Source organism: Yinghuangia sp. YIM S09857, assembly GCF_051388915.1.
GTDB lineage: Bacteria > Actinomycetota > Actinomycetes > Streptomycetales > Streptomycetaceae > Yinghuangia.
The window spans coordinates 233,549-255,505 of record NZ_JBPKBH010000011.1; the positions used below are offsets into that span (position 1 = coordinate 233,549).

General features: G+C 70.8%; 19 protein-coding genes. 11 read left to right on the forward strand and 8 right to left on the reverse strand.

Going from position 1 to position 21,957, the window contains the following annotated elements:
- Positions 1–56 precede the first annotated feature (56 nt).
- Together ACRX5S_RS24095 and ACRX5S_RS24100 are read right to left on the reverse strand one after the other, a co-directional pair.
- On the reverse strand, positions 57–1,067 hold the full coding sequence (locus ACRX5S_RS24095; protein WP_436775150.1) for a zinc-dependent alcohol dehydrogenase family protein: 1,011 nt from the start codon (positions 1,065–1,067) through the stop codon (positions 57–59).
- 113 nt (positions 1,068–1,180) lie between these two features.
- Positions 1,181–1,585, reverse strand: a complete 405-nt coding sequence (locus ACRX5S_RS24100) for a nuclear transport factor 2 family protein (protein ID WP_436775151.1) — start codon at positions 1,583–1,585, stop codon at positions 1,181–1,183.
- A gap of 94 nt (positions 1,586–1,679) precedes the next feature.
- Between ACRX5S_RS24100 and ACRX5S_RS24105 the strand changes: the two genes are divergently transcribed.
- The 7 genes from ACRX5S_RS24105 to ACRX5S_RS24135 all read left to right on the forward strand — a co-directional run bounded on the left by ACRX5S_RS24105 (position 1,680) and on the right by ACRX5S_RS24135 (position 8,394).
- Positions 1,680–2,324 (forward strand): TetR/AcrR family transcriptional regulator, encoded by a 645-nt coding sequence (locus ACRX5S_RS24105; RefSeq protein ID WP_436775152.1) that lies wholly within the window; start codon positions 1,680–1,682, stop codon positions 2,322–2,324.
- Positions 2,325–2,877: 553 nt separating this feature from the next.
- Entirely contained in the window at positions 2,878–3,681 is an 804-nt protein-coding gene (locus ACRX5S_RS24110) for an EthD domain-containing protein (protein WP_436775153.1), read from the forward strand.
- On the forward strand, positions 3,678–4,433 hold the full coding sequence (locus ACRX5S_RS24115; RefSeq protein WP_436775154.1) for an SDR family NAD(P)-dependent oxidoreductase: 756 nt from the start codon (positions 3,678–3,680) through the stop codon (positions 4,431–4,433). Before ACRX5S_RS24110 ends, ACRX5S_RS24115 begins: the two co-directional genes overlap by 4 nt.
- A gap of 53 nt (positions 4,434–4,486) precedes the next feature.
- Entirely contained in the window at positions 4,487–5,083 is a 597-nt protein-coding gene (locus ACRX5S_RS24120) for a MarR family winged helix-turn-helix transcriptional regulator (protein ID WP_436775155.1), read from the forward strand.
- A gap of 60 nt (positions 5,084–5,143) precedes the next feature.
- Complete coding sequence (locus ACRX5S_RS24125; protein ID WP_436775156.1) at positions 5,144–6,052, forward strand: TauD/TfdA dioxygenase family protein; 909 nt, start codon at positions 5,144–5,146, stop codon at positions 6,050–6,052.
- A gap of 197 nt (positions 6,053–6,249) precedes the next feature.
- The gene (locus tag ACRX5S_RS24130) at positions 6,250–7,830 is read left to right on the forward strand and encodes an ABC transporter substrate-binding protein (RefSeq protein WP_436775157.1); all 1,581 of its coding nucleotides are present in this window, start codon (positions 6,250–6,252) and stop codon (positions 7,828–7,830) included.
- Between the two features lie 213 nt (positions 7,831–8,043).
- Positions 8,044–8,394: a helix-turn-helix domain-containing protein gene (locus ACRX5S_RS24135; RefSeq protein ID WP_436775158.1), complete on the forward strand. Its 351-nt coding sequence runs from the start codon at positions 8,044–8,046 to the stop codon at positions 8,392–8,394.
- A 539-nt stretch (positions 8,395–8,933) separates the two neighbouring features.
- Here ACRX5S_RS24135 and ACRX5S_RS24140 read toward each other — a convergent pair.
- The 5 genes from ACRX5S_RS24140 to ACRX5S_RS24160 form a co-directional block, all read right to left on the reverse strand.
- Complete coding sequence (locus ACRX5S_RS24140; RefSeq protein WP_436775159.1) at positions 8,934–9,578, reverse strand: hypothetical protein; 645 nt, start codon at positions 9,576–9,578, stop codon at positions 8,934–8,936.
- Positions 9,579–9,960: 382 nt separating this feature from the next.
- The gene (locus tag ACRX5S_RS24145; protein ID WP_436775160.1) at positions 9,961–11,040 is read right to left on the reverse strand and encodes a Vms1/Ankzf1 family peptidyl-tRNA hydrolase; all 1,080 of its coding nucleotides are present in this window, start codon (positions 11,038–11,040) and stop codon (positions 9,961–9,963) included.
- A gap of 409 nt (positions 11,041–11,449) precedes the next feature.
- Positions 11,450–12,094, reverse strand: coding sequence for a D-Ala-D-Ala dipeptidase VanX (gene vanX, locus ACRX5S_RS24150; protein ID WP_436775161.1), 645 nt, complete (start codon positions 12,092–12,094; stop codon positions 11,450–11,452).
- Positions 12,091–13,131, reverse strand: a complete 1,041-nt coding sequence (vanA, locus tag ACRX5S_RS24155; protein WP_436775162.1) for a D-alanine--(R)-lactate ligase — start codon at positions 13,129–13,131, stop codon at positions 12,091–12,093. Before vanA ends, vanX begins: the two co-directional genes overlap by 4 nt.
- A complete protein-coding gene (locus ACRX5S_RS24160) occupies positions 13,124–14,164 on the reverse strand; it encodes a D-isomer specific 2-hydroxyacid dehydrogenase family protein (protein ID WP_436775163.1) in 1,041 nt (346 codons plus the stop codon). The genes vanA and ACRX5S_RS24160 overlap by 8 nt, the downstream gene beginning before the upstream one ends.
- Before the next feature lie 165 nt (positions 14,165–14,329).
- Here ACRX5S_RS24160 and ACRX5S_RS24165 point away from each other — a divergent pair, with 165 nt between their 5' ends.
- On the forward strand, positions 14,330–15,751 hold the full coding sequence (locus tag ACRX5S_RS24165) for a UDP-N-acetylmuramoyl-tripeptide--D-alanyl-D-alanine ligase (protein WP_436775164.1): 1,422 nt from the start codon (positions 14,330–14,332) through the stop codon (positions 15,749–15,751).
- On the opposite strand, the gene ACRX5S_RS24170 is transcribed toward ACRX5S_RS24165, so the two are convergent.
- Positions 15,666–16,880 (reverse strand): lipid II:glycine glycyltransferase FemX, encoded by a 1,215-nt coding sequence (locus tag ACRX5S_RS24170; RefSeq protein ID WP_436775165.1) that lies wholly within the window; start codon positions 16,878–16,880, stop codon positions 15,666–15,668. The genes ACRX5S_RS24165 and ACRX5S_RS24170 overlap by 86 nt on opposite strands.
- An 86-nt stretch (positions 16,881–16,966) precedes the next feature.
- Here ACRX5S_RS24170 and ACRX5S_RS24175 point away from each other — a divergent pair, with 86 nt between their 5' ends.
- The 3 genes from ACRX5S_RS24175 (at position 16,967) to ACRX5S_RS24185 (ending at position 21,903) form a co-directional block, all read left to right on the forward strand.
- Complete coding sequence (locus ACRX5S_RS24175; protein ID WP_436775166.1) at positions 16,967–17,695, forward strand: response regulator transcription factor; 729 nt, start codon at positions 16,967–16,969, stop codon at positions 17,693–17,695.
- Complete coding sequence (locus ACRX5S_RS24180) at positions 17,682–18,827, forward strand: sensor histidine kinase (RefSeq protein WP_436775167.1); 1,146 nt, start codon at positions 17,682–17,684, stop codon at positions 18,825–18,827. The genes ACRX5S_RS24175 and ACRX5S_RS24180 overlap by 14 nt, the downstream gene beginning before the upstream one ends.
- Positions 18,828–19,287: 460 nt before the next feature.
- Positions 19,288–21,903 (forward strand): S8 family serine peptidase, encoded by a 2,616-nt coding sequence (locus ACRX5S_RS24185; protein WP_436775168.1) that lies wholly within the window; start codon positions 19,288–19,290, stop codon positions 21,901–21,903.
- Positions 21,904–21,957 lie beyond the last annotated feature (54 nt).

Genomic DNA, 21,957 nt, shown 5'->3' on the forward strand with positions numbered 1-21,957 from the left:
CGGGGCTGCACCCCGCACGGCGGCGGCAGCCGGATCACCCCTGGCGGTCCGGCGCTTCACGGGCAGGTGATCACGACCTTGCCGAACGTGTCGCCGCCGGCGTAGTAGTCGTAGGCCTGGGTCACCTCCTCGAAGGGGAAGACCCGGTCGATGACCGGTCGGAGGCCATGGGCTCCGATCAGCGTGTTCATCGCGGCGAACTGGGCGCGGCTGCCGACCGCGACTGCGCGGATCGTGGCACCGGAGGCGAACAGTGCGCGGGGGTCGAGCGGCGAGGTTCCTCCGCCGAGGAAGCCGACGCACGCGATGGTTCCCGCCAGGGCAACGGCTCTGACGGACTCGGGGAGGAGACCGGCGACGTCGACGATGCGGTCGGCGCCCCGGCCGCCGGTGAGTTCGCGTACCCGGCCGGGCCAGTCCGGGTCGGCGCGGTAGTCGACGGTTTCGTCGGCGCCGAGGTCGCGCAGGCGGGCGGCCTTGGCGGGAGTGCTCGTCGTGGCGATCACACGCGCCCCCAGCGCCTTGGCGAACTGGAGGGCGAAGAGCGAGACTCCGCCGGAGCCTTGCACGACGACGGTGTCGCCGGGACGGACGCCGGTGCCGTCGCCGGTCAATGCGTTCCATGCGGTGACGGCCGCGCAGGGCAGCGTCGCGGCTTCCTCGTACGACAGATGCCCGGGCACCGGGACGAGTGAATCCGCTTCGAGCACCGCGAGTTCCGTGAGCATGCCGTCCAGCGAGCCCCCGCGCTGCGCGAGGTGCTCGGCCGCGAAGGGCCCGTCCTGCCACGAAGGGAAAAGGGTGGCCGCGACGCGGTCGCCGACCCGTATCGCATCCGCGCCGGGACCGACCGCGACCACCTCGCCCGCGCCGTCGGAGACCGGCACGACGTCCGGCTTGACCGGGAGTACGTACGTGCCGTCGAGGACCATGAGTTCGCGGAAGCTCAAGGACGTCGCCCGCACCGCCACCAGCACCTGGCCCCGGCCCGGCACGGGTGGTTCGTGCTCGCGCACGCCAAGGCCGGACAGTCCGGCGCCGGTGTGCGACAGGTGGTAACTACGCATGTGGGGATCGCCCTTCGTAGGGTCCGAGGAGTTGCCGGTGAGGATTTCCCGCGTCCCGTGCCGGATCGAGGCCGGTGCGGGCGGGCGTGGCGGCAGCGATGTCGGTGAGGTTTTCAGGCGCCTTCGGCGCGAGGTGACTGCGCGACCGGCGGGACTCCGCCGGCGGTCTTGCTGAAGCCGAGGGCCTCGACGATGCGGCCGTCCTCCACGCGCATGACGTTGACGCCGCGCACCCAGTCGTCGGCGCCGGTACCGAAGCGGTAGTCCCACACGATCGTGGCGCGATCGTCCGCCACGATCACCTCTCGCGGCGTGAACTGCGTGCCGCGATCCTCGGCCAGGGCGGACCACCAGGCCGTACACGCCTCCCGCCCCACGACCCGTTCGCCGTGGGGCGCGGGCTGCACGGTCTCCATGACGCAGTCCTCGGCGATCAGGTCGGCCAGGAGTACGGACTCGTGGTCGACGAACGCGCGGTTGAACCGGTCCATGATCTCTGCGGTGCCGCGTACGGACATGACGCCTCCCCAAGAGTAGATAGACCGTTCGGTCTCCTGATGAAATAGATAGACCAGTTGATCTACTACGTCAAGCGGTGGCAGACTCGGCACCATGACCGCCGCAGCCGCCAAACCCGGCCCCCGCGAACGATTGCTGCGCGCAGCTCAAGACCTGATGTACGACCAGGGCGTCGGCGTCGGCGTGGACGCCCTGCTCAAGACCGCCAACGTCGCCCGGCGTTCGCTGTACGAACACTTCGGCGGCAAGGACGGCCTCATCGCCGAAGTACTGCGCCGCAGCACCACCGAGGACGAGGAGCAGTACCGGGCGACGATGGCAGCCGCGGGAGACGATCCCCGCGCCCGGCTCCTCGCGGTCGTCGACCGCCTGGGCGAGGTCGCGTCGGCCCCCGGCTTTCACGGCTGCCGTTATCTGGCCGCCGACCTCGCCCTGACAGACCCCGACCACCCCGGCCACGAAGTCACCCGCGCCTACCGGCGCACGGTCCACGGCCTGTTCACGGACGAACTGGCCGCCCTTGGGCACCATCGTCCGGGCTTCGCCGCCGACCAGTTGCTCATGGTCGTCGACGGTCTCCTCGCCGCGGGCGCGACGCGTTCCGACAGCCAGACCGCCCCCGCCGCGCGCGAACTCGCCGAGCACATCATCGACTCCGGGGCTCGGCAAGCCGCTTCGGACGGCGGTGCGCCACGAGCATCCGGCGGACGAAAGGTCGGCAGGGGCTCCTCGGCATAGACCGGCGAAGGGCCCCGCGGTCGAACACAACCCAGACGACCCGACTCAGCCCGGCAACCGCCGCTTGGTACTCGACGGGCCACCACATGGGCAGTCCGGTGACCGCGACGGGCGGCACCGGGGGGATGGCGATCGCCACCCCCGCCAGCCGCTGCGGCCCGGCAGACCGTGATCGTGCTGATACTTCCGGATCTGCCTGCACAGACCGGCAGTTCGCCATCGGCAGTGAGCCGGATGCCGACCGTTGACCTCCGGGCCGTCGCACCCGTGCCACCCGTCGGGCTCGTCGCACCCGTCGCACCCGTCGGACCCGTCGGACCCGTCGGCATCCTCCTCCCGCCGTCCAAGGGTGCCGAGTGGGGCCGGACCTCGCTTCCTGCGCCGGCCCCGGCGCCCGGCGGCATCGCGGTTCTCGCGCTGTGGACGGGCAGCAACTGACGTCGTAAGTCGCGTGCGGATGCCGAGACGCTAGCCTATTGCCATCTGATTGCTAACCAGCTAGGAATAATCCCCGAGCAGGGCAAGCGACAGAAGCAGCAAAAGGGGCAATGCCGTGGTGTTCAAGGCGATCGCCGTCGTATGGCGCAGACCCGAAAGGGCCGCCGGCGAGGCGGCGGCGTCGGTGAGGCGGGCCGCGGAAGCCGTCGCCCGGGGGTGCGGGTGCACGCTCAACATCCCCGTGCCAGTTGCGACGCCGACGCCGGAACCGGGCGCCTTCACGGCGTTGGTCGAGTTGTACGCGGACAGCGAGGACGGCGTGGTGGCCGGCGCCGAGGCGTTCGTCCGCGCGCTGGCGGACGACACGGCAAAGGAGCCGCTCACCGCGGCGGCGTATCTGGCGACCGAGCGCCGGCCGGTCCGCTACGACCGCACCTGGCCGGACGGCGAACCCTCCCCCGGCATGAGGATGTTGTCACTGTGCCGGCGCCGGGCGGGGACGACGCGGGCGGAATTCGAGGCGTACTGGGCCGGCCCGCACACCGAGGTCGCGTGCTCGTTCACGGTGCCCATCTGGAACTACACGCAGAGCATGGTGGCGCGGCCGCTGACCCCGGACGCGCCGGAGTTGGACGGCGTGGCCGGGCTGCACTTCCGCTCGTACGCGGACTGGGTCGCCCGCTACGTCGGCCACCCCGAGGAGGCTGCCCGCGGCGCGGCGGACGGTGCCCGGTTCATGGACCTGGGGGCCGCCGAGACCCTGTTCGCCGTGGAAACGGTCCTCGCCACAGGCCGCCCGGCAGCCGTTGCCGATGCCGCTGCCGTTGCTGACACCGACACCGACACCGACAGCCTCAAGTTCGCCGCCCGACCTCCCGTCGTATCCGGCAACCAGCCCACCGGAAAGGCACGTTCGTGAACCTCCAGGGAAAGACCGCCATCGTCACCGGCGCGGCCCGCAACCTCGGCGCCCGCATCGCCGCCACACTGGTCGAGGAAGGCGCCGACGTCGTCCTCGCCGACATCCTCGACGAGGCCAACGCCGAAACGGCCCGGGCACTGGGGCCGCGCGCCGCGGCCATGCACCTGGACGTGTCACGCGCCGAGGACTGGGCGCGGGCCGTCACCGAAGCCGAGGAACGCTTCGGTCCGGTGTCCGTGCTGGTCAACAACGCGGCGGTGATCCGGCGGGGCCCCTTGGAATCGGAGACGTCGGACTCGATCGACACGACGCTCGCGGTGAACGTGCGCGGTCCGTTGTTGGGGATCCAGGCGGCCGCCCCCTCGATGCGTCGGGCCGGCGGCGGTTCGGTGGTCAACGTCTCGTCCGTCCAAGGGCTCGTGGGGATGGAGGGCATGACGGTGTACACCGCCGCCAAGTTCGCCGTCCGCGGCCTGACCAAGGCGTCGGCACTGGAGTTGGGCGGCAGCGGCATCCGGGTCAACGCCGTTTGCCCCGGCGCGCTCGACGTCGACAAGGAGCGCCCCGGCGCACAGAGCGGCAGGATCACCGCGCCGCCCGGCATCGTGCTGGGCCGGCTCGCGGACGTGGCCGAGGTCGCCCGCGCGGTCGCGTTCCTGGCGTCGGACGCCGCGTCGTACATCACCGGCACCGAGTTGGTGGTCGACGGCGGTTGGACGGCCGGGTTCACCTACGCGAGCATGCGCTGACCCATCCGCCCTGGAGCCCCGACGGGCTCCGGCAACGCCAGGAGCACCCCCTGATGGCGCGCCACGACGCACCGCACACCGCCCGGACCACCACCGACGACAGCAGCCTGCTCCCCGACAGCGGCAACGAGTTCGACCGCGTGCGCGTCCACTGGGCGCGGGTGTGGCCGGAGTTGGACACCCGGGCGCTGCCGCTGGTGGCGCGCGTCATGCATCTGTCGCGTGACGTGGAGACGTTCCATGAACTGGCGCTTCGCCCGCACAGCCTGGGGCATCCCGAGTACGCCGCGCTGTCGATCCTGCGCATGCAGGGCGAGCCGTACCAGCTCACCCCCACCGAGCTGAGCCGGACACTGCACCAGACCACGGCCGGCACCAGCAAGACCATCGACCGCCTCGTCGGCCTCGGCCTCGTCGAACGGACCCGCCACCCGCGCGACAAACGCCGCACCCTCGTAGGCCTCACCGACGAAGGCGTGCGCGTCGCCGAAGCCGCCGTCGAATCCGAAGCCCGAGCCCGCGCGCACCTCGTGCGCGCACTCGGCGACGACACCGACGTACTGAAGGCACTCGACGCCCTGATCGGCGCGTTCGGAGCCGCCAATCGCGCCCTCGGCGCCGACACCGGCTTCCCGCCCCACCCGGGCTGACCTAATGCGGCCGCCGCTCCGCCCGGAGCCGGCCCGCACCCACCACCCGAGCGAGGAACCATGAGCACCCACACGACACCGCTCGACATCCGCCCGCTGTCCGGCCACGTCGGCGCGGAGATCTTCGGCGTCGACCTGTCCCGGCCCCTGTCCCCGGCGCTGGTCGCGGCAATCCGCGCTGCTCTGCTGGAGTGGAAGGTCGTGTTCTTCCGCGACCAACACCTGACGCAGGATCAGCACGTGTCGTTCGGCAGGCAGTTCGGCAACCCGACCCCGGCGCACCCGACCCTGCCGCCCGCGTTTCCCGACCATCCGGAGATCCGGCTGATCGACAACCGGCACCGCGATCGGACGGAGAACGACGGTGCCGACGCCTTGCGGATCGAGAACCGCTGGCACACCGACATGACCTTCACCCCCGCCCCGCCGATGGCTTCCATCCTGCGCGCGCTGGTCACCCCCGAGCGCGGCGGCGACACCCAGTGGGCCAGCCTCACCCACGCCTACCAGCGCCTGTCCCCGAGCCTGCGGGACTACGTCGACGGACTCACCGCCGTCCACCACAACACCCTGCCGATCTCGCACGGCAACGCCCCCAGCAGTTTCGCTGCGAAGTTCCTCGGCGACGGACTGCGCGCGGTGCATCCCGTCGTCCGCGTGCACCCGGAGACCGGCGAGAAGTCGTTGTTCGTCAACCCGAGCTTCACCAGCCATATTGTCGAGGTCTCCCGCGCCGAGAGCCGCCACCTGCTCGCCCTGCTCTACGAACACGTTGCCGCGTCGGAGTTCACCTGCCGCTTCCGTTGGGAACCGGGCAGCATCGCGTTCTGGGACAACCGCGCAACCGTCCACCTGGTCCCCGGCGACGTTCCCGCGGGCGCACACCGCTCGATGCAGCGGATCACCCTCGCAGGCGACCTCCCACACGGACCGAACGGGTTCGTCTCCCACGCGCTCACCGACGCCTGATCCGCAGCTTTCCGCACCCCGCACCGCCATTCCCTTTCGCGCCCCCGCCCGGCGTCGGCAATGGCGTTCCCGGCAGTCGTGCCGCCACACCGCCCCGTTGCACGGCCGCGTGCCCGCCGTCAAGGCACGCGGCCTGGCTCGGCCTGCCCCCGTCCGGCGCGCCGTCACCTCCGAATCCGTACGAAGGAGACATCCGTATGTCCACGACCACGCGCCACCGGCGCCGTGCCTGCGCCATCGGCGGGCTGCTGGCCCTCGCCCTGACCGCGACCGCCTGCGGGGGCGGCACCCAAGAAGGCGGGAACGGAGCCGCGTCCGGTCCGCCGCGCGAGGGCGGACGCATGACCATGCTGTCCGTCGCGGACTCGGTCACCCTCGACCCGTTCGGCGCCAACTACGGTGGTGCGCCGGGAGATTCCGCGCGGATGGCGGCGTTGTACGACCCGATGGTCTACCTCGACCCCGCCACCGGCAAGACCGTCCCGCACATCGCCGAGAGCCTGGCCACCGCCGACAACGGCGCCACCTGGACGCTTCGCATCAGACCGGGCGTGCGGTTCAGCGACGGCACGGTCTTCGACGCCGCCGCGGTCAAGCGCAACTGGGAGATGCACGCCGACCCCGCCACCCGCTCACTCCACCGCGCCGCCGCCACCGGGCTGCGCCTGGACATCCCCGACGCGTTGACGCTGAGAATCACCCCGTCGGCTCCCAACGCCGCCTTCGACCGGACCGTCGCCTCCGAACTCGCCTACATCGAGGCGCCGTCCGCGCTCGACAAGGGCCCCAGCGCCTACAGCACCCAGCCGATCGGCGCGGGCCCCTTCACGTTGAAGTCCTGGATACGCGGCAGCAGGCAGGAGTTCACCAAGAACCCCGACTACTGGCAGAAGAACAAGGGGCTTCCGCATCTCGACAGCCTCGTCGTCACCGTCATGGCCGACGGCGAGCAGCAGTTCAACACCCTGCGCGCCGGCAGCGCCGACATCACCATCACCTCCAGCGAACGCCTTCTCGAACGAGGCCGCACCCAGTTGAACGCCGCCACCGTCGACGCGAACGTCGGCAGAAACATCACGTTCAACCTCACCCGCGCTCCGTTCGACGACCCGCGCGCCCGCCGAGCGATCGCCCTCGCCCTCGACGCCGCCGACCTGCCCAAAACCCTCGGCGACGACACGACACCCGCGAAGGGTGCCTTCAACCAGAAGTCCCCGTTCTTCGACCCCACCGCGACCCAACCCGCCCCGGACAAGGCGGAGGCCCAGCGGCTTTTCGACGAACTGGCCGCGGTCGGCAGGCCCGTCGACTTCTCCTACCTCGTCCCCCAGAACCCCGGCGCCGTCAAGACCGCCGAATACCTCGCCAGCCGCCTGCGCTTGTTCCGCAACGTGGCGATGCGCGTCGAACCCCTGGAGATCGGCGCGTTCGTCACGCGCACCCAGATCAATCGCGAGTTCCAGGCCACCACCTTCCAGGACTGGGCCGTCGACCCCGAGCCCCGCATGTTCAACGCCTTCCACTCCGCAAGCCCGCAGAACATCACCGGCTGGAGCAACCCCGAAGCCGACGAAGCCCTCGACGCGGCCCGCGCGACCACCGACCACGCCGCGCGCAAAGCCGCCTACGCCCGCCTGCAACACGTCCTCGCCACCGACCTGCCGATCTGGGTCTACTCCGAATCGGTTCAAGGTGCCGTCTACACCGGCAAAATCACCGGCGTCCAACTCTGCAACACCGGCACGGTCCTCCTGGACCGCATCGGCCTGCGCCCCTGAGCACCAACGCCAAGTTCGCCCGGGCGCGGACTTCCCGTCCCGGGCCGCGAGCGTCGCATCCCGTGGCCGGACGCAGCGGCGACCGCGGCGACCGCGACGAGCTCGATCGGTGTTACGGGACGACGGACCTCGGCTTGCCGCAGTTGTCGGCGTCGAGCAGGCCCGCTGCGCGACGCGCGCGGCGGCGCCGGGCCTTTGGTGGGGACGCCGTGGGTGTACTTCGGTACAGGATGCGTGGCCGCGGAGAGCGCTCGGCGGCTTCGGTTGAGCGTCGTCACACTCACGTACCGGCTGGAGCGCGTCAGGAACGCCACCGGCCACGATGCGGCCGAGCCCCTGCACCGCTGCGTCCTGCCCACCGCGGTCATCGGCGCACACCTGTTGGACCGGCCCACGCAACTCCGGCCGGACGCGTTCGGCGTGGAGCCGCAGCGCGCGTCAGCTCACCTGCGCACCCTTCTGTCTGCCTCACCGTCACGGCTCGAAGGGCGACCGGCACGACCGTGCGCCGCACATCAGTGCCGGCGCTTGCGCGTCAGCCCCCACCGGCGTCGCGCCGCGTGAACTGCCGTGCACCGCCCGGGTGCACGTGTCCGCGACGGCAAGTTGCGTGCGGGGTTCTGCTGTGAAGCCGGGCTCGACGCGGTTGCGGGGTCGGCGACACGTACCCGCAGCGCCGCGATGAAGGACTCGACCTCGTCCCGGTCGTAGCCACGCGCAACAACCGCGAACGCCGGCGGCGCACCGCACGGGCCGCCGTCCTCACCCAGCAGGAACCGGTCCACCTCACCGCGGGCGTAACCACTCCGAACCACCGTGAACCCGGGGAACTTGTCGGTCACCGTGCACCTCCAGACCATCGACGCGCCGTGCATCCCGTGCTTCGTCGCGGGGCGCGACGTGGCGTACCCGCGGCGGCGATTCACATCGTGGTCGACCGGCAGCCCGGTGCACATTGCCGGTTTCCGGCAGAGATACGGACGTCCTCGCGTCCCGTCAGCCGCGCGGCGACCGGACCCGCGCGAGGCGGAGCTCATCACGCATCTGCCGTCCGCGCTGCGGTTGTTGCTGCTCACTCTCACCGTCGTCGGCGGCCTCGGCGGCTACGCGGCCGCTCGCGGCGGCATTGCCGGCGGCCCGGTGGGCGGCGCGGAGCGGAGGGGCGTCGTTCGGGCGCGGGCTGTCTCCTCGGCGGCGCGGTCATAGGTCTCGATCACCTCAAGGCGTTTGCGGTGCAGGTGAAAGGCGTGGACCAGGGCGACGGTGGTCCACACGGCGGCGACCACAATGGCGGTTGCCGCGGCCGCGGCCACACGGCATGCGGGACAGTGGTCGGTGATCAGGAAACCGCCGGCGGCGACCGCCAGCGCCGAAGCCGCGACGCAGACCGCGCGCTTGACGCTGCGCCAAGCGGGAGTCCGCCCGCTGGTGAGGAAGCGGGCGCGCGCCGCGTCGTAGGACGTGGGCCCGCCCGCGCGGCCGGGCAGGGCCGTCGGTACGGGCAGTCCCGCGTCGAGGCGGGCGGAGGTGGCGGCGGCGCGGGCTTGCGCGACCGGGCTTTCATCCGCGGTGAAGTCGAGGTAGACGCTGGACCGGGTGGCGAAGGCGTTGGTGATGCGGTAGCCGAGCTCGTGGGCGATCTCGGTGGCGCGGTAGCACTCACGGCGTCCGGCCCGGTGCATGGTCAGCGTGGCGTGGTATCGACCGTCAAGGGTGCGGACCGCGTTTGCCTCGTGGTGCGCGTGCATGGCGACAGTCTCCGGGGTTGTGCGTGCGGTGCAGCGGACGCCTTCCGGCGCCCGCGGGCTACGGCGGAGCCGCCGTTTGGGAACGGTTCATGATCCTATGTCGCGGACGCATCGTCGGTCATGCATGGGCGTGCGATGATTCGGCGCCGACGGACAAGGTCTCCCCCACTCGAACCGCCCCGCACGAACGGCACAACGCCACTGTAGGAAGGTCGCCGCGCCCCCGGACACCTCCACCCATTACGAACCCATGACGGGTACCGGCTTCCACGCCCTCTGACAACGACAGTTCCCGGCTCCCGGTCACCACGGCACTACGGCACCACGGCACCACGGCACCACGCCGAGCACGACCTGCCGTTTGCCGCCCGACGAAACAGCACTAGTAGCGCAGTAGTGCGGCGACGCCCTCCGTAGCCGTTGCAGGGGGCAGGAGTTCGGTGAACTCGGCACCCCCCAGGACAGCCGAACGCAGAAGCAACGGCGCTGCGGGCGCACTGAAGATCGTGGGGTCCTCCCCGAAGGCCGCGGGATCCGTGCCGAGGGCGCGTGGATCGCGGCGGGATGCGTACAGCGTGGGGGCGTCGGCCTGACGGGCGGCGAGCAGGAGCACCCCCACCCTTCCTTCCGCCAAGGCTTCCTTCACCGCCGCGATGCCTTGCAGGGCACGCCCGCCGGCCAGGTCCGCGTCCAGGGTGTCCAGGACTTCGCGGTGCCGGACGGTCATCGCCTCCCGGATGGCGGCGTCCGCGTTCTCCCGCAGGCTCTCGCGCGCGGTGGTGTCCGTACGCCCGCCGCCGATGTAGACGAGTCGGCCGAGCGGCGGGCGGGCCGCGAAGTGCTCCCGCAACAGCCCCACCGCTTTGGGGTCGCCGGCGACCAGCACCACGGCAGCCTCCACGTGCTCCGCCGCGGCGCGCACGTCCTGGGCCACCTGCTCGGTGTTCTCCGTCCACAGGTTGACCGACCGCCGATGGAAGGACGCCTGCGCCTCGGCCCCCGCCTTGACCCGGGTGATGTGCAGCGTGCTGCCGTGGAAGGAGCGCTGGAAGGAAGGCTCATGAGCCGCGGCGGGATAGGCCGCGACGTCGGCCCCCTCGCGGTCCACGGCCACGACGACGTGCGGCAGTTGGTGGTCCCTGTCAATGGCCAGGCCAAGCGGATCGGCGACCGGCAGCACTCGCGCGCTGTCGGCCGCAGGCGGCTCGGCCAAGGTAAAGGCACCCAGGAGTCTTCCCGCCGAGGCGAACAACGCCTCCCCCTGGGGACCCGGCACCTCGGCGACCCCTCCCACCACACCGTCCAGCAAACGCAGGTCTTCCTCGTCCGCCCCCTGCTCGGCCAGTGACCTGCGTGCCGATCGCCACCGCAATTCGATCTGCTTGTCGGCGTCATGCGCCGAACGCGTGGTGTCCAGATGCACCGACACCACCGGGGCGTCGGTGTCGTACAGGGGCTGCAAGAACGCAAGATCCATACCGTCCGGGCCGGGCGGCCCTCCCACCTTCCCAGAGCATGCAGAGTCAACCGCGGGTCGGATCATATGTCGCCATTCAAATGAAATACCCGCATTTACGCCACCTGGCGCGCGTATCGCGCCCTGACCGGTCGCGTGGTTCCCCGGCCCGGCAGATCACCGCAGCGGCGGGCCAACGCACCACCACCACCGCGAAGAAGTGCCACTCCGGCTCGGTGCAGTCTCCGGCTGGACGTGCCGACGGTCCTGAACTCCCTTTGTCTGACGGGTTCGGCGCCGTCTACCCCACCCTCGCCTCATGAATCGAATTACTCCCGTTGCGGACTCCGCATACTGCCGTTGCGGACTTCCTCTACCCAGAGCCGTCTCCCCCCGGCATTGGATTGATCGTGGCTCAGTCCGTTGTCGACGTCGGCGTGCGGGCCGGAAGCCGGCCGACGGGGAAATCGAAGTACGTGTCCGGGTACGGTTCGTCCTTGAGTGTGTAGTGCCACCACTCGCAGTCGTAGGAGCTGAAGCCGCAGGCGGCCATGATGGTGGCGAGGATTCGGCGGTTCCTGGCTTCGACCGGTGTGGTCCCCGGGGCTCCGTGGTGGGAGATCACGTCCATGAGGTCGTGATCACCGCCCATGGAGGCGAGTTCGCCGGTATCGAGGTGAAAGAGCGTCAGGTCGACGGTGGCGCCTCGGCTGTGGCCCGACTTGGCGGCCACGTATCCCTGGTCGAACATCTCCGCCCTGTCGATGTTCGGATAATGCCGAGGCTTCGTCCGGCCGTCCTCCGGCTGCCGGGACCAGCGCACGAAGCAGTCGACGGCGCGTTGCGGGCGATAGCCGTCCCAGAGAAGGAGGCCGAAGCCCATGGTCCCGGCTTTTTCCCGTGCTCGCTCCAGAGCCGTGCACAGCGCCCGTGTACCGACGATGCGATTGGCGAGGTAGCCGTCCACCGGCTTGCCGGTGAAGTTGTCCCAGGTGGCGTACTTCGCGTCCCAGCGTATGCCGGGCACGAACTCGTCCACGAAGACGAAGTCGTCGTTCATCGCATCTTCCCCGTCACGGCCAGCGACAGCACACGGTCGAGGACGTCGGCGAGGGGCAGCCCGGCGGCCGCCATCATGCGCGGATAGCGGCTGTACGACGTCAGCCCGGGCATCGTATTGACCTCGTTGAGGATCACTGTTCCGTCGTCTGTGAGGAACATGTCCACCCGTGCCAGCCCTCGGCAACCCAGCGCGCGGTAGACGGCCTTCGCGGTCTCCTGGACGCGGGAACGCGCCGCCGCCGGGATGTCGGCGGGGACGATGGGTGTCGAGTTCTCGGAACCGGTTTCCGGCTCGTCCTCCTGGTGAATGCGGAAGAATCCGTGGGACAGCGCAATGTGGTCCACCTCGCCGACGATCACGTCGATATCGTCGCCCAGGACGGCGCATCCGACCTCGCTGCCCACGACGGCCTGTTCGACCAGCACTTTCGCGTCGTATCGCCTCGCGGCCTCGATCGCCGCGTGCAGCTCCGCCCCCTGGGACACCTTGCTGACGCCGAAGGAGGACCCCGAGCGGGCCGGTTTCACGAAGACGGGATAGCTGAGCCGGGCGGGATCGACGGTCTCGTCCGCCGCGACGATCCGGAATTCCGGAGTGGCGATTCGGGCGCTCCGGGCGACGGTGTACGCGAGGGACTTGTCCATGCACACGGCGGAACTCTGCACGTCGCAGCCCGCGTAGGGGATGCCGGAGAGTTCCGCCAGGCCTTGGATCGCGCCGTCCTCGCCCAGCCTGCCGTGCAGGACGGGCAGCACGACGTCCAGACCGATGGTTTCGTAGCGTCCCCGGTCCAGGACGAGCAGGCCGCGCACGCCGCTGTCCGGTGACAGCACGGCCGGACGGGCGCTGCTGTTCTCCCAGTCCGGGCCCGGGCCGTCGCACAGCAGCCAGGCGCCGGTCTCCGTGATCCCGACGTAAAACGGCTCGTACTTTTCGGTGTCGAGATTTGCGGCGACCTCCCGCGCGGATTTGACGGAGACGAAGTGCTCCTCGGAGCGGCCGCCGAAGAAGATTCCGACCCTCAGCCTAGTCATGCAGATTCCCGCTTTCGTATTTCCGGCAATTGGCCATGGAGTTTTCGACGGTGTCACGCAGGACGCGGTCCGTGTAGTACGCGGTGTGGGGACTGATCACTACATTCGGGAGTTCCTGCAACTTGAGCAGCAGTTTGCTCTGCGGGGGTTTATCGCTGTGATCGGCATAGAAGACCCCCTCTTCGCCTTCGAGGACGTCCAGCGCGGCACCGCCCAATCTGCCACTTTGCAGGGCGGGCAGGAGCGCCGCGGTGTCGAGCAGTGCGCCGCGTCCGGTATTGATGACGAAGGCGCCGTATTTCATCCGTTCGATGCGCTTGCGGTCGAGGAGATGGTAGGTGTCCTCGTCGAGCGGCGTATGGAGTGTCACGATGTCGCCGAGCCGCAGCAATTCATCGAGGGAAACGTATTCGGCGGCCGTCTCGGGGCGTGCGTCATAGGCCAGGATTCGGCAGCCGAAACCTCGCAGCCGGTCGATGACCGCGGAGCCGATGCGCCCGGTCCCGATCACCCCGACGGTCAGGTCGCGCAGTTCCCTGCCCTGCACGTCGGGCAGCCGATAGTCGTGGATGTCCGCGCGGCGGATGACGGATTTCATCTGGCGTACCGCCATGAGCATCAGCATGAGCGTGTAGTCGGCCACGCTGCCGGGCGAATAGACGACGTTCTCCACGGAAATTCCGATGCTTTCCGCGTACGCGACGTCGACGTGGTCGTAGCCGATGCTTCTGGTGGAGACGTACGTGACGCCGGCCCGACGAAGGGCGAGCAGCGTGGAGTTGGAGATCCGGGATTTGTGGCCGATGCTGACGCATCGGTTTCCCCGGGCCAGGTCGATATTCGCTTCGGATGCCGGCGCCTCGGTGACGGTCGGCAGGACACCGTAGGAGGCGGCCGCGTCCCGGAACAATGCGGCCTCGTCGGGCCCGCATCCGTAGACGGTGATTCCCGTGGGAACGGCAGTCGGGGCGGAAAAGGACGCCGGTGATCGCGTGCGGCGGTCTGCGGCGCGAGCTGGTTCGCGATACGTCATGCGTCCAGTCAATGCGCGGCGCCGTTGCGCGAACGTATGGGGATTTCGTTATGCCGACAACACGTTACTCGCCGGTAGCATGTCGTCCGCGTATGAGAAACCGCATACGCCCCGGCAACACGGCGGCGATTTCACTGGCGGCATGACCAACGGCCGATCCACCTCATGATCCCCCTCACCCTCGACGAAATCGCCGCGATCGTCGGCGGCACGGTCAAGGGCGACGGCTCGGTGACGGTGACCGCCCCGGCCGCGCTCGACAGTCGGCAGGCCGAGCCCGGAGGCCTCTTCGTCGCTTTCGCCGGCGAGCGGGCCGACGGTCACCACTACGCCGCCCGGGCGGGCAGAGCAGGTGCAGCGGCCGTGCTGGGCTCCCGGCCCACACCGCTGCCCACCGTCGTCGTCCCGGACGCCCGGAGCGCGCTGCAAGCCCTCGCCGCCCACGTCGTGTCCCGGCTGCGCGACCGGCTGACCGTGGCCGGGCTGACCGGTTCGCAGGGCAAGACCGGCACCAAGGACCTGCTTGCGGCCGTGCTTGCGGAGGCCGCGCCGACGATCGCCACGATCGGCTCGCTCAACAACGAGCTGGGTGTGCCGCTGACCATGCTGCGCGCCGATGCGGCCACCCGGTTCCTCGTCCTGGAGATGGGAGCCCGCCACAGCGGCGACATCGCCGACCTCGCCGCCTTGGCCGCGCCCGACGTCGCCGTCGTCCTGAACGTCGGCCAGGCTCATCTGGGCGAGTTCGGGTCGCGCGGAGCCATCGCCGAGGCCAAGGCCGAGTTGGTGCGGGGGCTGGCACCGGGCGGCACCGCGGTCCTCAACGCCGACGACCCCCGCGTCGCCGCGATGCGCGAGCTCACCGACGGTCCGGTGCTGACGTTCGGCCGGGCGGAGCATGCGGATGTACGGGTACTCGACGTGGCGCTGGACCGGCTCGGCCGACCGTCTTGCACGCTGTGCACCGCCGCCGACTCGGCTCCCCTGACGCTCCCGCTCGTGGGCGCCCACCAGGCACTCAACGCGTCGGCCGCGGTGGCGGCGGGGCTGGCACTCGGCGTACCGCTCGACGCGGCGGCAGCGGCGCTCGCCTCCGTGTCGCTCTCGAAGTGGCGCTTGGAAAGGCGCGACCTCGCGTGCGGCGCGACGCTGCTCAACGACTCCTACAACGCGAACCCCGAGTCGACCCGGGCCGCCGTGGACGCGCTGGCCGCGATCGAAGGCCGACGCCGCATCGCCGTCCTCGGCGAAATGCTGGAGCTCGGTGACGCGAGCGAGGCCGAGCACCGCGCGATCGGCGAGTACGCCGCGGCCCGGGCCGACGTGGTGGTCGCGGTCGGCGAGGCCGCCCGCCCGCTCGCCGACGGCGCCGGAGAGCGGGCGGTCGCAGTGGCCGGCAACGACGCGGCCGTCGACTGGCTGCGCGGCCACCTGACCGCCGGGGACGTGGTGCTCGTCAAGGCCTCGCGCGGGGCACGCCTCGACGAGGTCGCCACCGCGCTCACCGCGCCCGGCTCCGCATGTACAGGTCGAACGCCCGGTAGACCAGGGGCCGCAGCGGTAGATCCCACTCGCCGACGTACCTGACCGCGTCACCGCCGGTGCCGACCTTGAACTGGATCAGTCCGACGTGCGGGTCGTCGGCGTCGAGAGTCGGGGTGATGCCCCGCAGGTCGTAGGTGTCGCAGCCGGCCTCCAGCGCGTCGCGGATCATCGCCCACTGGCAGGCGTTGGAACCGCGCACCTCGCGCTTGCCGGTGGAGGACGCGCCGTACGCGTACCACGCGTGGGCGCCGACCCGGACGAGGATGGCCGCGGCGACCAGGTCGCCCCGGTGGCGGGCCAGGTAGAGCCTGATCCGCTCCGGGTCCTCGGCGTTCATCGCCGCGAACATGGTCGCGAAGTAGCGCAGCGGCCGGGGCCTGAAGCGGTCGCGCTCGGCGGTGTGGACGTACAGGTCATGGAACGCCTTCAGGTCCGCACCGCTCGGGCCCGGACCGACCGTGCCCGCACCGGCCGTTCCCTCTCCCGACGTACCCGCCGAACTTCCGGCGACCGTCACCCGGACACCCTCCTTGGCGGACTTCCTGATGTTGCGGCGCCACTGCTGGCTCATGCCTTTGAGCAGGTCGTCCTCGGTCCTGCCGGCGAGCGGGATCTCGTACTTGAACTGCGGATGCCCGACCCCGAAGCCGTCCTGCGGGCTCTGCGGCAGCCACCCGGCGTCCCGGAGCCTCCGGACCACGCCGGCCCCGACCGGATGGGTCTCCGCCGGAGGAACGTCGGTGAGCCGCAGGCAGCCCGGGTCGGCGATGCCGTCCTTGACCTGGGCCGCGCTCCACCGGGCCGTACGCACGGGCGGCCCGAGCCGGATCGCGAACGCGCCGTGCGCCTTGAGGTACGCCGCCAGCGGGTCGAGCCACGCGTCGATGTCGCCCGTCCAGTCGACGGCCGGGCCCTCGGGCAGGTAGGCCAGCGTGTAGCGCGCCATCCGCGGCACCGGACGGTGCAGGACGAGCCCGGCACCTACCAGCCGCCGCCCGTCGTACCAGCCGAGGGACTCGCTGCGCCATTCGGTCTTGACGCGCCCCCACGCCGGGGTTTGCAGGAAGCTGACCGACCCGTGTGCCCGCACGAACGCCAGGTGTTCGGCGGCGCCGATGGGCCGGACGGTCGGACGCACACCCGTCCGGCGGCGCGGTTCGCTGTGGCTCATGCCCCCAGTCGATTCGACACGGCGTTGCCGGCACGTATCCGGTTTTCGATACACGGGCCATATGCCTCGCCTCCTACCCTCGGTGTGTGCGTGTCCTGATCGTCGAAGACGAACCCCTGATGGCCGAAGCCATCCGCCATGGCCTGCGCCTGGAGGCGATCGCCGCCGACGTGGCGGCGGATGGGGACACCGCCCTGGAACTGCTGACCGTCAACGCCTACGACATCGCCGTCCTCGACCGGGACATCCCCGGCCCCGACGGCGACGAGATCACCCGACGCATCGTCGCCTCCGGCAGCGGGATGCCGATCCTCATGGTCACCGCCGCCGACCGTCTCGACGACAAGACCACCGGCTTCGAACTCGGTGCCGACGACTACCTCACGAAACCGTTCGAACTCCAGGAACTTGTGCTGCGGCTCCGGGCACTCGACCGCCGGCGTGCCTACAGCAGACCGCCGGTGCGCGAGATCGGGGGCCTGCGGCTGGACGCCTTCCGCCGCGAGGTCTACCGCGACGGCCGCTACGTGGCGCTCACCCGCAAGCAGTTCGCGGTACTCGACGTGCTCGTCGCCGCGGAAGGCGGCGTGGTCAGTGCGGAAGAACTGCTGGAACGGGCCTGGGACAGCAACGCCGACCCCTTCACCAACGCCGTCCGCATCACCGTCTCCGCGCTGCGCAAACGACTCGGCGAACCCTGGCTCATCGCCACGGTGCCCGGGGTCGGCTACCGTATCGACACCGGCCGGGGCACCCCGGACAGTCTGTCCACCCCGGACACTCCCGGCCCCGGCGGCGCTCATGACACGCCCTAGACGCGCGGGCCTCAGCGCCCGGCTCAAACTCACCCTCAGCTACGCCGGATTCGTCTTCGTGGCCGGCACCCTCATGCTGGCCGTGTTCTGGGTGTTCGTGTTGCGCTGGGTGCCGATCAAGAGCGACCCCGACGAGTACAAGCAGTACGGCTCGGTGATCGTCACCGGGCCCGGCCGTAGCGAACTCATGCGCGGCTTCACGCCCGCCGTGATCGCGGCCCTGGTCTTCCTCATCGCGTTCGGCCTGTTGGGGGGATGGATCCTCGCCGGACGGATGCTCGCACCGCTCACCCGGATCGCGGACGCGGCAGGGATGGCCTCGAACGGATCGTTGACGCACCGGATTCGCATGGCGGGCCGCAACGACGAATTCCGGGAACTCGCCGACGCTTTCGACACCATGCTCGCGCGTCTCGAAGCACACGTCGCCGACCAGCAGAGATTCGCCGCCAACGCCTCCCATGAACTGCGCACCCCGCTGGCGATCACCCGCACCATGCTCGACGTCGCCGGCAACGATCCGGACCACGACCCCGCCGAGCTGATCTCGCGCCTCCACGCCGTCAACACCCGGGCGATCGACCTCACCGAGGCGCTGCTCCTGCTCAGCCGCGCCGACCAGCGGTCCTTCACTCCCCAACCAGTCGACCTGTCCCTGGTGGCCGAGGAAGCCAGCGAAACGCTCCTCCCCCTGGCCGAGAAGCACGCCGTCGCCATCGAGACCTCCGGCGAGGTCACCCCCGCCCTCGGCTCGCCCGCCCTCCTCCTGCAACTGACCACGAACCTCGTGCACAACGCGATCGTCCACAACCTGCACGAACACGGCACCGTGTGGGTACACACCGCCGTACGCCCCGACGCCGCGCTCCTCACCGTCGAGAACACCGGCGGGACGGTCACCCCCTCACTGGCCGCCACACTCACCGAACCGTTCCGGCGCGGCACCGAACGCCTCCACGCCGACCACGCGGGCGTCGGCCTCGGCCTGGCGATCGTCGCGAGCATCACACGCGCCCACAACGGAACCCTCACGCTCACCCCGCGACCCACCGGCGGACTCCGCATCACCGTCAAGCTCCCGCCGCCCGCGGCCGCGCCCGCCCCCGCACCCGCGGCCGACGTCCGGCCATGAGCCGCCGCGCAAAACCGCACGGGTTGACGCGCACGAGCGAGGGCAGTCGGCCGGTCTGCGCCCCCTGACGCGCGGCCCCGGGCCCGGCGGAGGACCGGACCGCCGCGGCGTCGAGACCCATCCGCACCCGCCGTACCCGCCCGCCCCGGTCCCGCCCCAGGCCGCCGCCGCACGTCCGGCGACCCCCGACGGAACCCGCGCACGGCTCCGACGAGTTCGACCACGGAATGTAGGCCCGGCCCCCGTGGCGCCCGTCAGCCCGCACCCGCCACGGAGCGCCTGCGGCGAAGTGCACGCCGGCCGCCGGATCGGCGGTCATTGGCTGTCCTGTGCGCAGCCAACTCGTTGCTCGGCCTGGGCGCCGGATTATCGCGCTATCGTCGGCGGTCGTGACTCAGCCTGCCGAGGATGACACCGCGACCGGACCACCTACTGCGTCGACGCCACGAGGCAGCCGCTGATGAGCACGCCGCCGCCCCCGAGCCACCCGCCGAACCAGCCGCCGCGCCCGCCGGGACCGCCGACCGTCCCGGGGTACCCGCCCGGCGGGGGAGGAACGCGACCGCCCGCACCGCGTCGGCGTCGCGCGTTCTCGCTTGTCGCGGTCGGCGTGGTCCTCGCGGTGGTCGCGGCGGTCCTGGTCGTCGTGTTGCGCGACGACGACGGCGCCTCCGGGCGCATCCGGCCCGCGGACCTGCTCGACGATCGGCAGTTGGCGCTGATCCGCCAGTCCGTGCCCGACCCGAGCTGCGACCGGCCCGACCCGGCGCCCCGCCCGGACGACCCTTCGCTCAGGGCCCTCGACGTCATGCGTGTGGACGGCACGTGTCTGTCCATGACGACCGAGTACCTGCCCGCCGACCAGGTGCAGGCGCGCCGCGATGTGTTGTCACGGGACCCGGCGGTCGTGGAGTCGGCGGTCGCCCCGCCGATGTCGCCGGACGCCCTGCCGACGTCGCCGGATGCGGTGGACCTGCCCGTCCTGGAGGACCGCCGCGACAATCAGTGGGCCCTGGACGTCCTCGGCGTCCCGCCCGGTTCGACGGACATGCCGTGGCCGGATGGCACCGGCGTGGTCGTCGCGGTGGTCGACACCGGCGTGGACGAGACGCACCCCGACCTGGCCGCCGCCGTGGTCGGACGCCGCCACTACGCGGGCGAAGGGGCACACGACCCCGATGGGCACGGCACGCACGTGGCCGGGATCATCGGCGCCCGCAACGGCAACGGCGGCATCACCGGGGTCGCGCCCGGCGTGTCGATCCTGGACGTGCCTGTCAGGCTGACGGACAGCAACCCCTCCGGGCCCTCGTCGTGGGTCGGCCTCGTGTGGGCGGTCAACCACGGCGCCGACGTCGCGAACATGTCGTTCGGGGCCGCCTACAAGACCTACGACACACCCGAGTACCGCGGCGCCCTCACGCTCTGGGCGGCCACGGTCCAGTACGCCCGCGCGGCACAGGTGATCCTGGTGGCATCCGGAGGCAACTGCGGCGGACGCTTCGCCGGGAACCCGCTCGACGAGGACTGCGTCGATCGCAATCAGCGGCAAGTCCCGCAGGCGTTCGACGGCGTCGTCAACGTCGGGGCGATCGATCGCAACCGTGAGGTCACTTCGTACTCGACCAAGCGCGACGACATCGACCTTCTCGCCCCCGGTGGTGTCAACGACGGGCCGCCCATCGGTCCGTGGACCGTTTCCATGGTCGAGTCAGATGCGCCCGGCGGCGACTTCGCCCGGATCCAGGGAACGTCGCAGGCGGCGCCGCACGTGGCCGCCGCGGCGGCGATCGCGCGTTTCGTCCGGCCCGACGCGAGTGCCGACGAAATCATCGCGGCACTGAAGGACTCCGCGGAAATGCAGAAGATCTACGTGCTCAACCGCGACAAGAAGGGCAGCGGGCACGGCCTGCTGAACATCCCGGGCATGCTCGACCGCATGCGGGCGGGCCCGCCGGCTCCTTCGCCCGGCCCGCCCACGGGCCGGTCGCCGCAACCGACGCCCGGTACCGCGGACCTCGCGGCACGAACCCAGGCTGCGTACGTCACCGATGGCACGCTTTACGTGTACGACGGCAACACGTCGAACCCGGTGCGCCGCGTGGACCCGCAGGCCCCCGTGCGATGGCTCACCTGGTCCGCCGACCACACCCTGCTGGTCGGCGCCGACCGAAGCACCCTGTTCTCGTGGGCCGGTCCCGGCACCCAGGTGGTCGAGAAACCCTGCGACTGGTGCGCCGACCCCAACAGCCGGCCGGCACTCGTCGACAACGCCGCAGTCACCGACCCGTCCGCCGGCGCGCCCACCGGCGACCTGGTCGTGCGCGTGTCGTACGACGGCACCCTGACCCGTTTCAACGCCCACAACCTCGACGAGGTCAGCTCGTCGCCCGTGGTGTTCCCTCACGACGCGGTCGGCAACATCACCTTGCACGGCAGCGTCGGCGGCAAGTTGTTCGTGCACACCTCCGGTGGCGCACACGGGATGGACACCATGTGGCTCGTCGACCCCATGTCGGGCCAAGCGGGCCCGTCGCACGAGGTCTTCGGCTCGGTGCTCGGTGACGTCCCTGCGCAGGGCGGAGTGGGGGAATCCGGCGACATCGCCGTGTCCGCCGACGCCACCAAGGTGGCACTGGCAACCGGCTATTCCAGCTGCGGGGCGCCTGAAGGCATCCACGTCCTCGCGGGCGCGGACCTGAAGGAGATCGCCAAGACGAAGGCGCCGTCCGGGCTCCGGGTCGACGAACTGTTCTTCAACGGCGGCCGCCTGTTCAGCACCATGTCGACGTACACAATCGCTTCCGGGCAGCCCTGCAAACGGCTCGCGCCGGCCGGCTTGTGGCAGCTCGACGGCACCTCCTGGCAGCGGGTCGACCAGAAGATGACCACCGGCCGCCCGCTGGAAGGCCGCACCGGCACCACCGAACTCGGCTGGCTCACCGTCCGAGACGGCAACGCGGCCCTCGAACGCGCCACCCCGACCGACCTCGCCCAAGGCGACCTCGGCCCCGTCGCCGGCCGTGTGTGGGCCACCGCGACACGGACGGAAGTACCCGTCCCCCCACCACGGTGAAGCCCTGGCGGAGTGCGCATCTCTTCATGTTCGACGAAATCGCCCTGTACACCA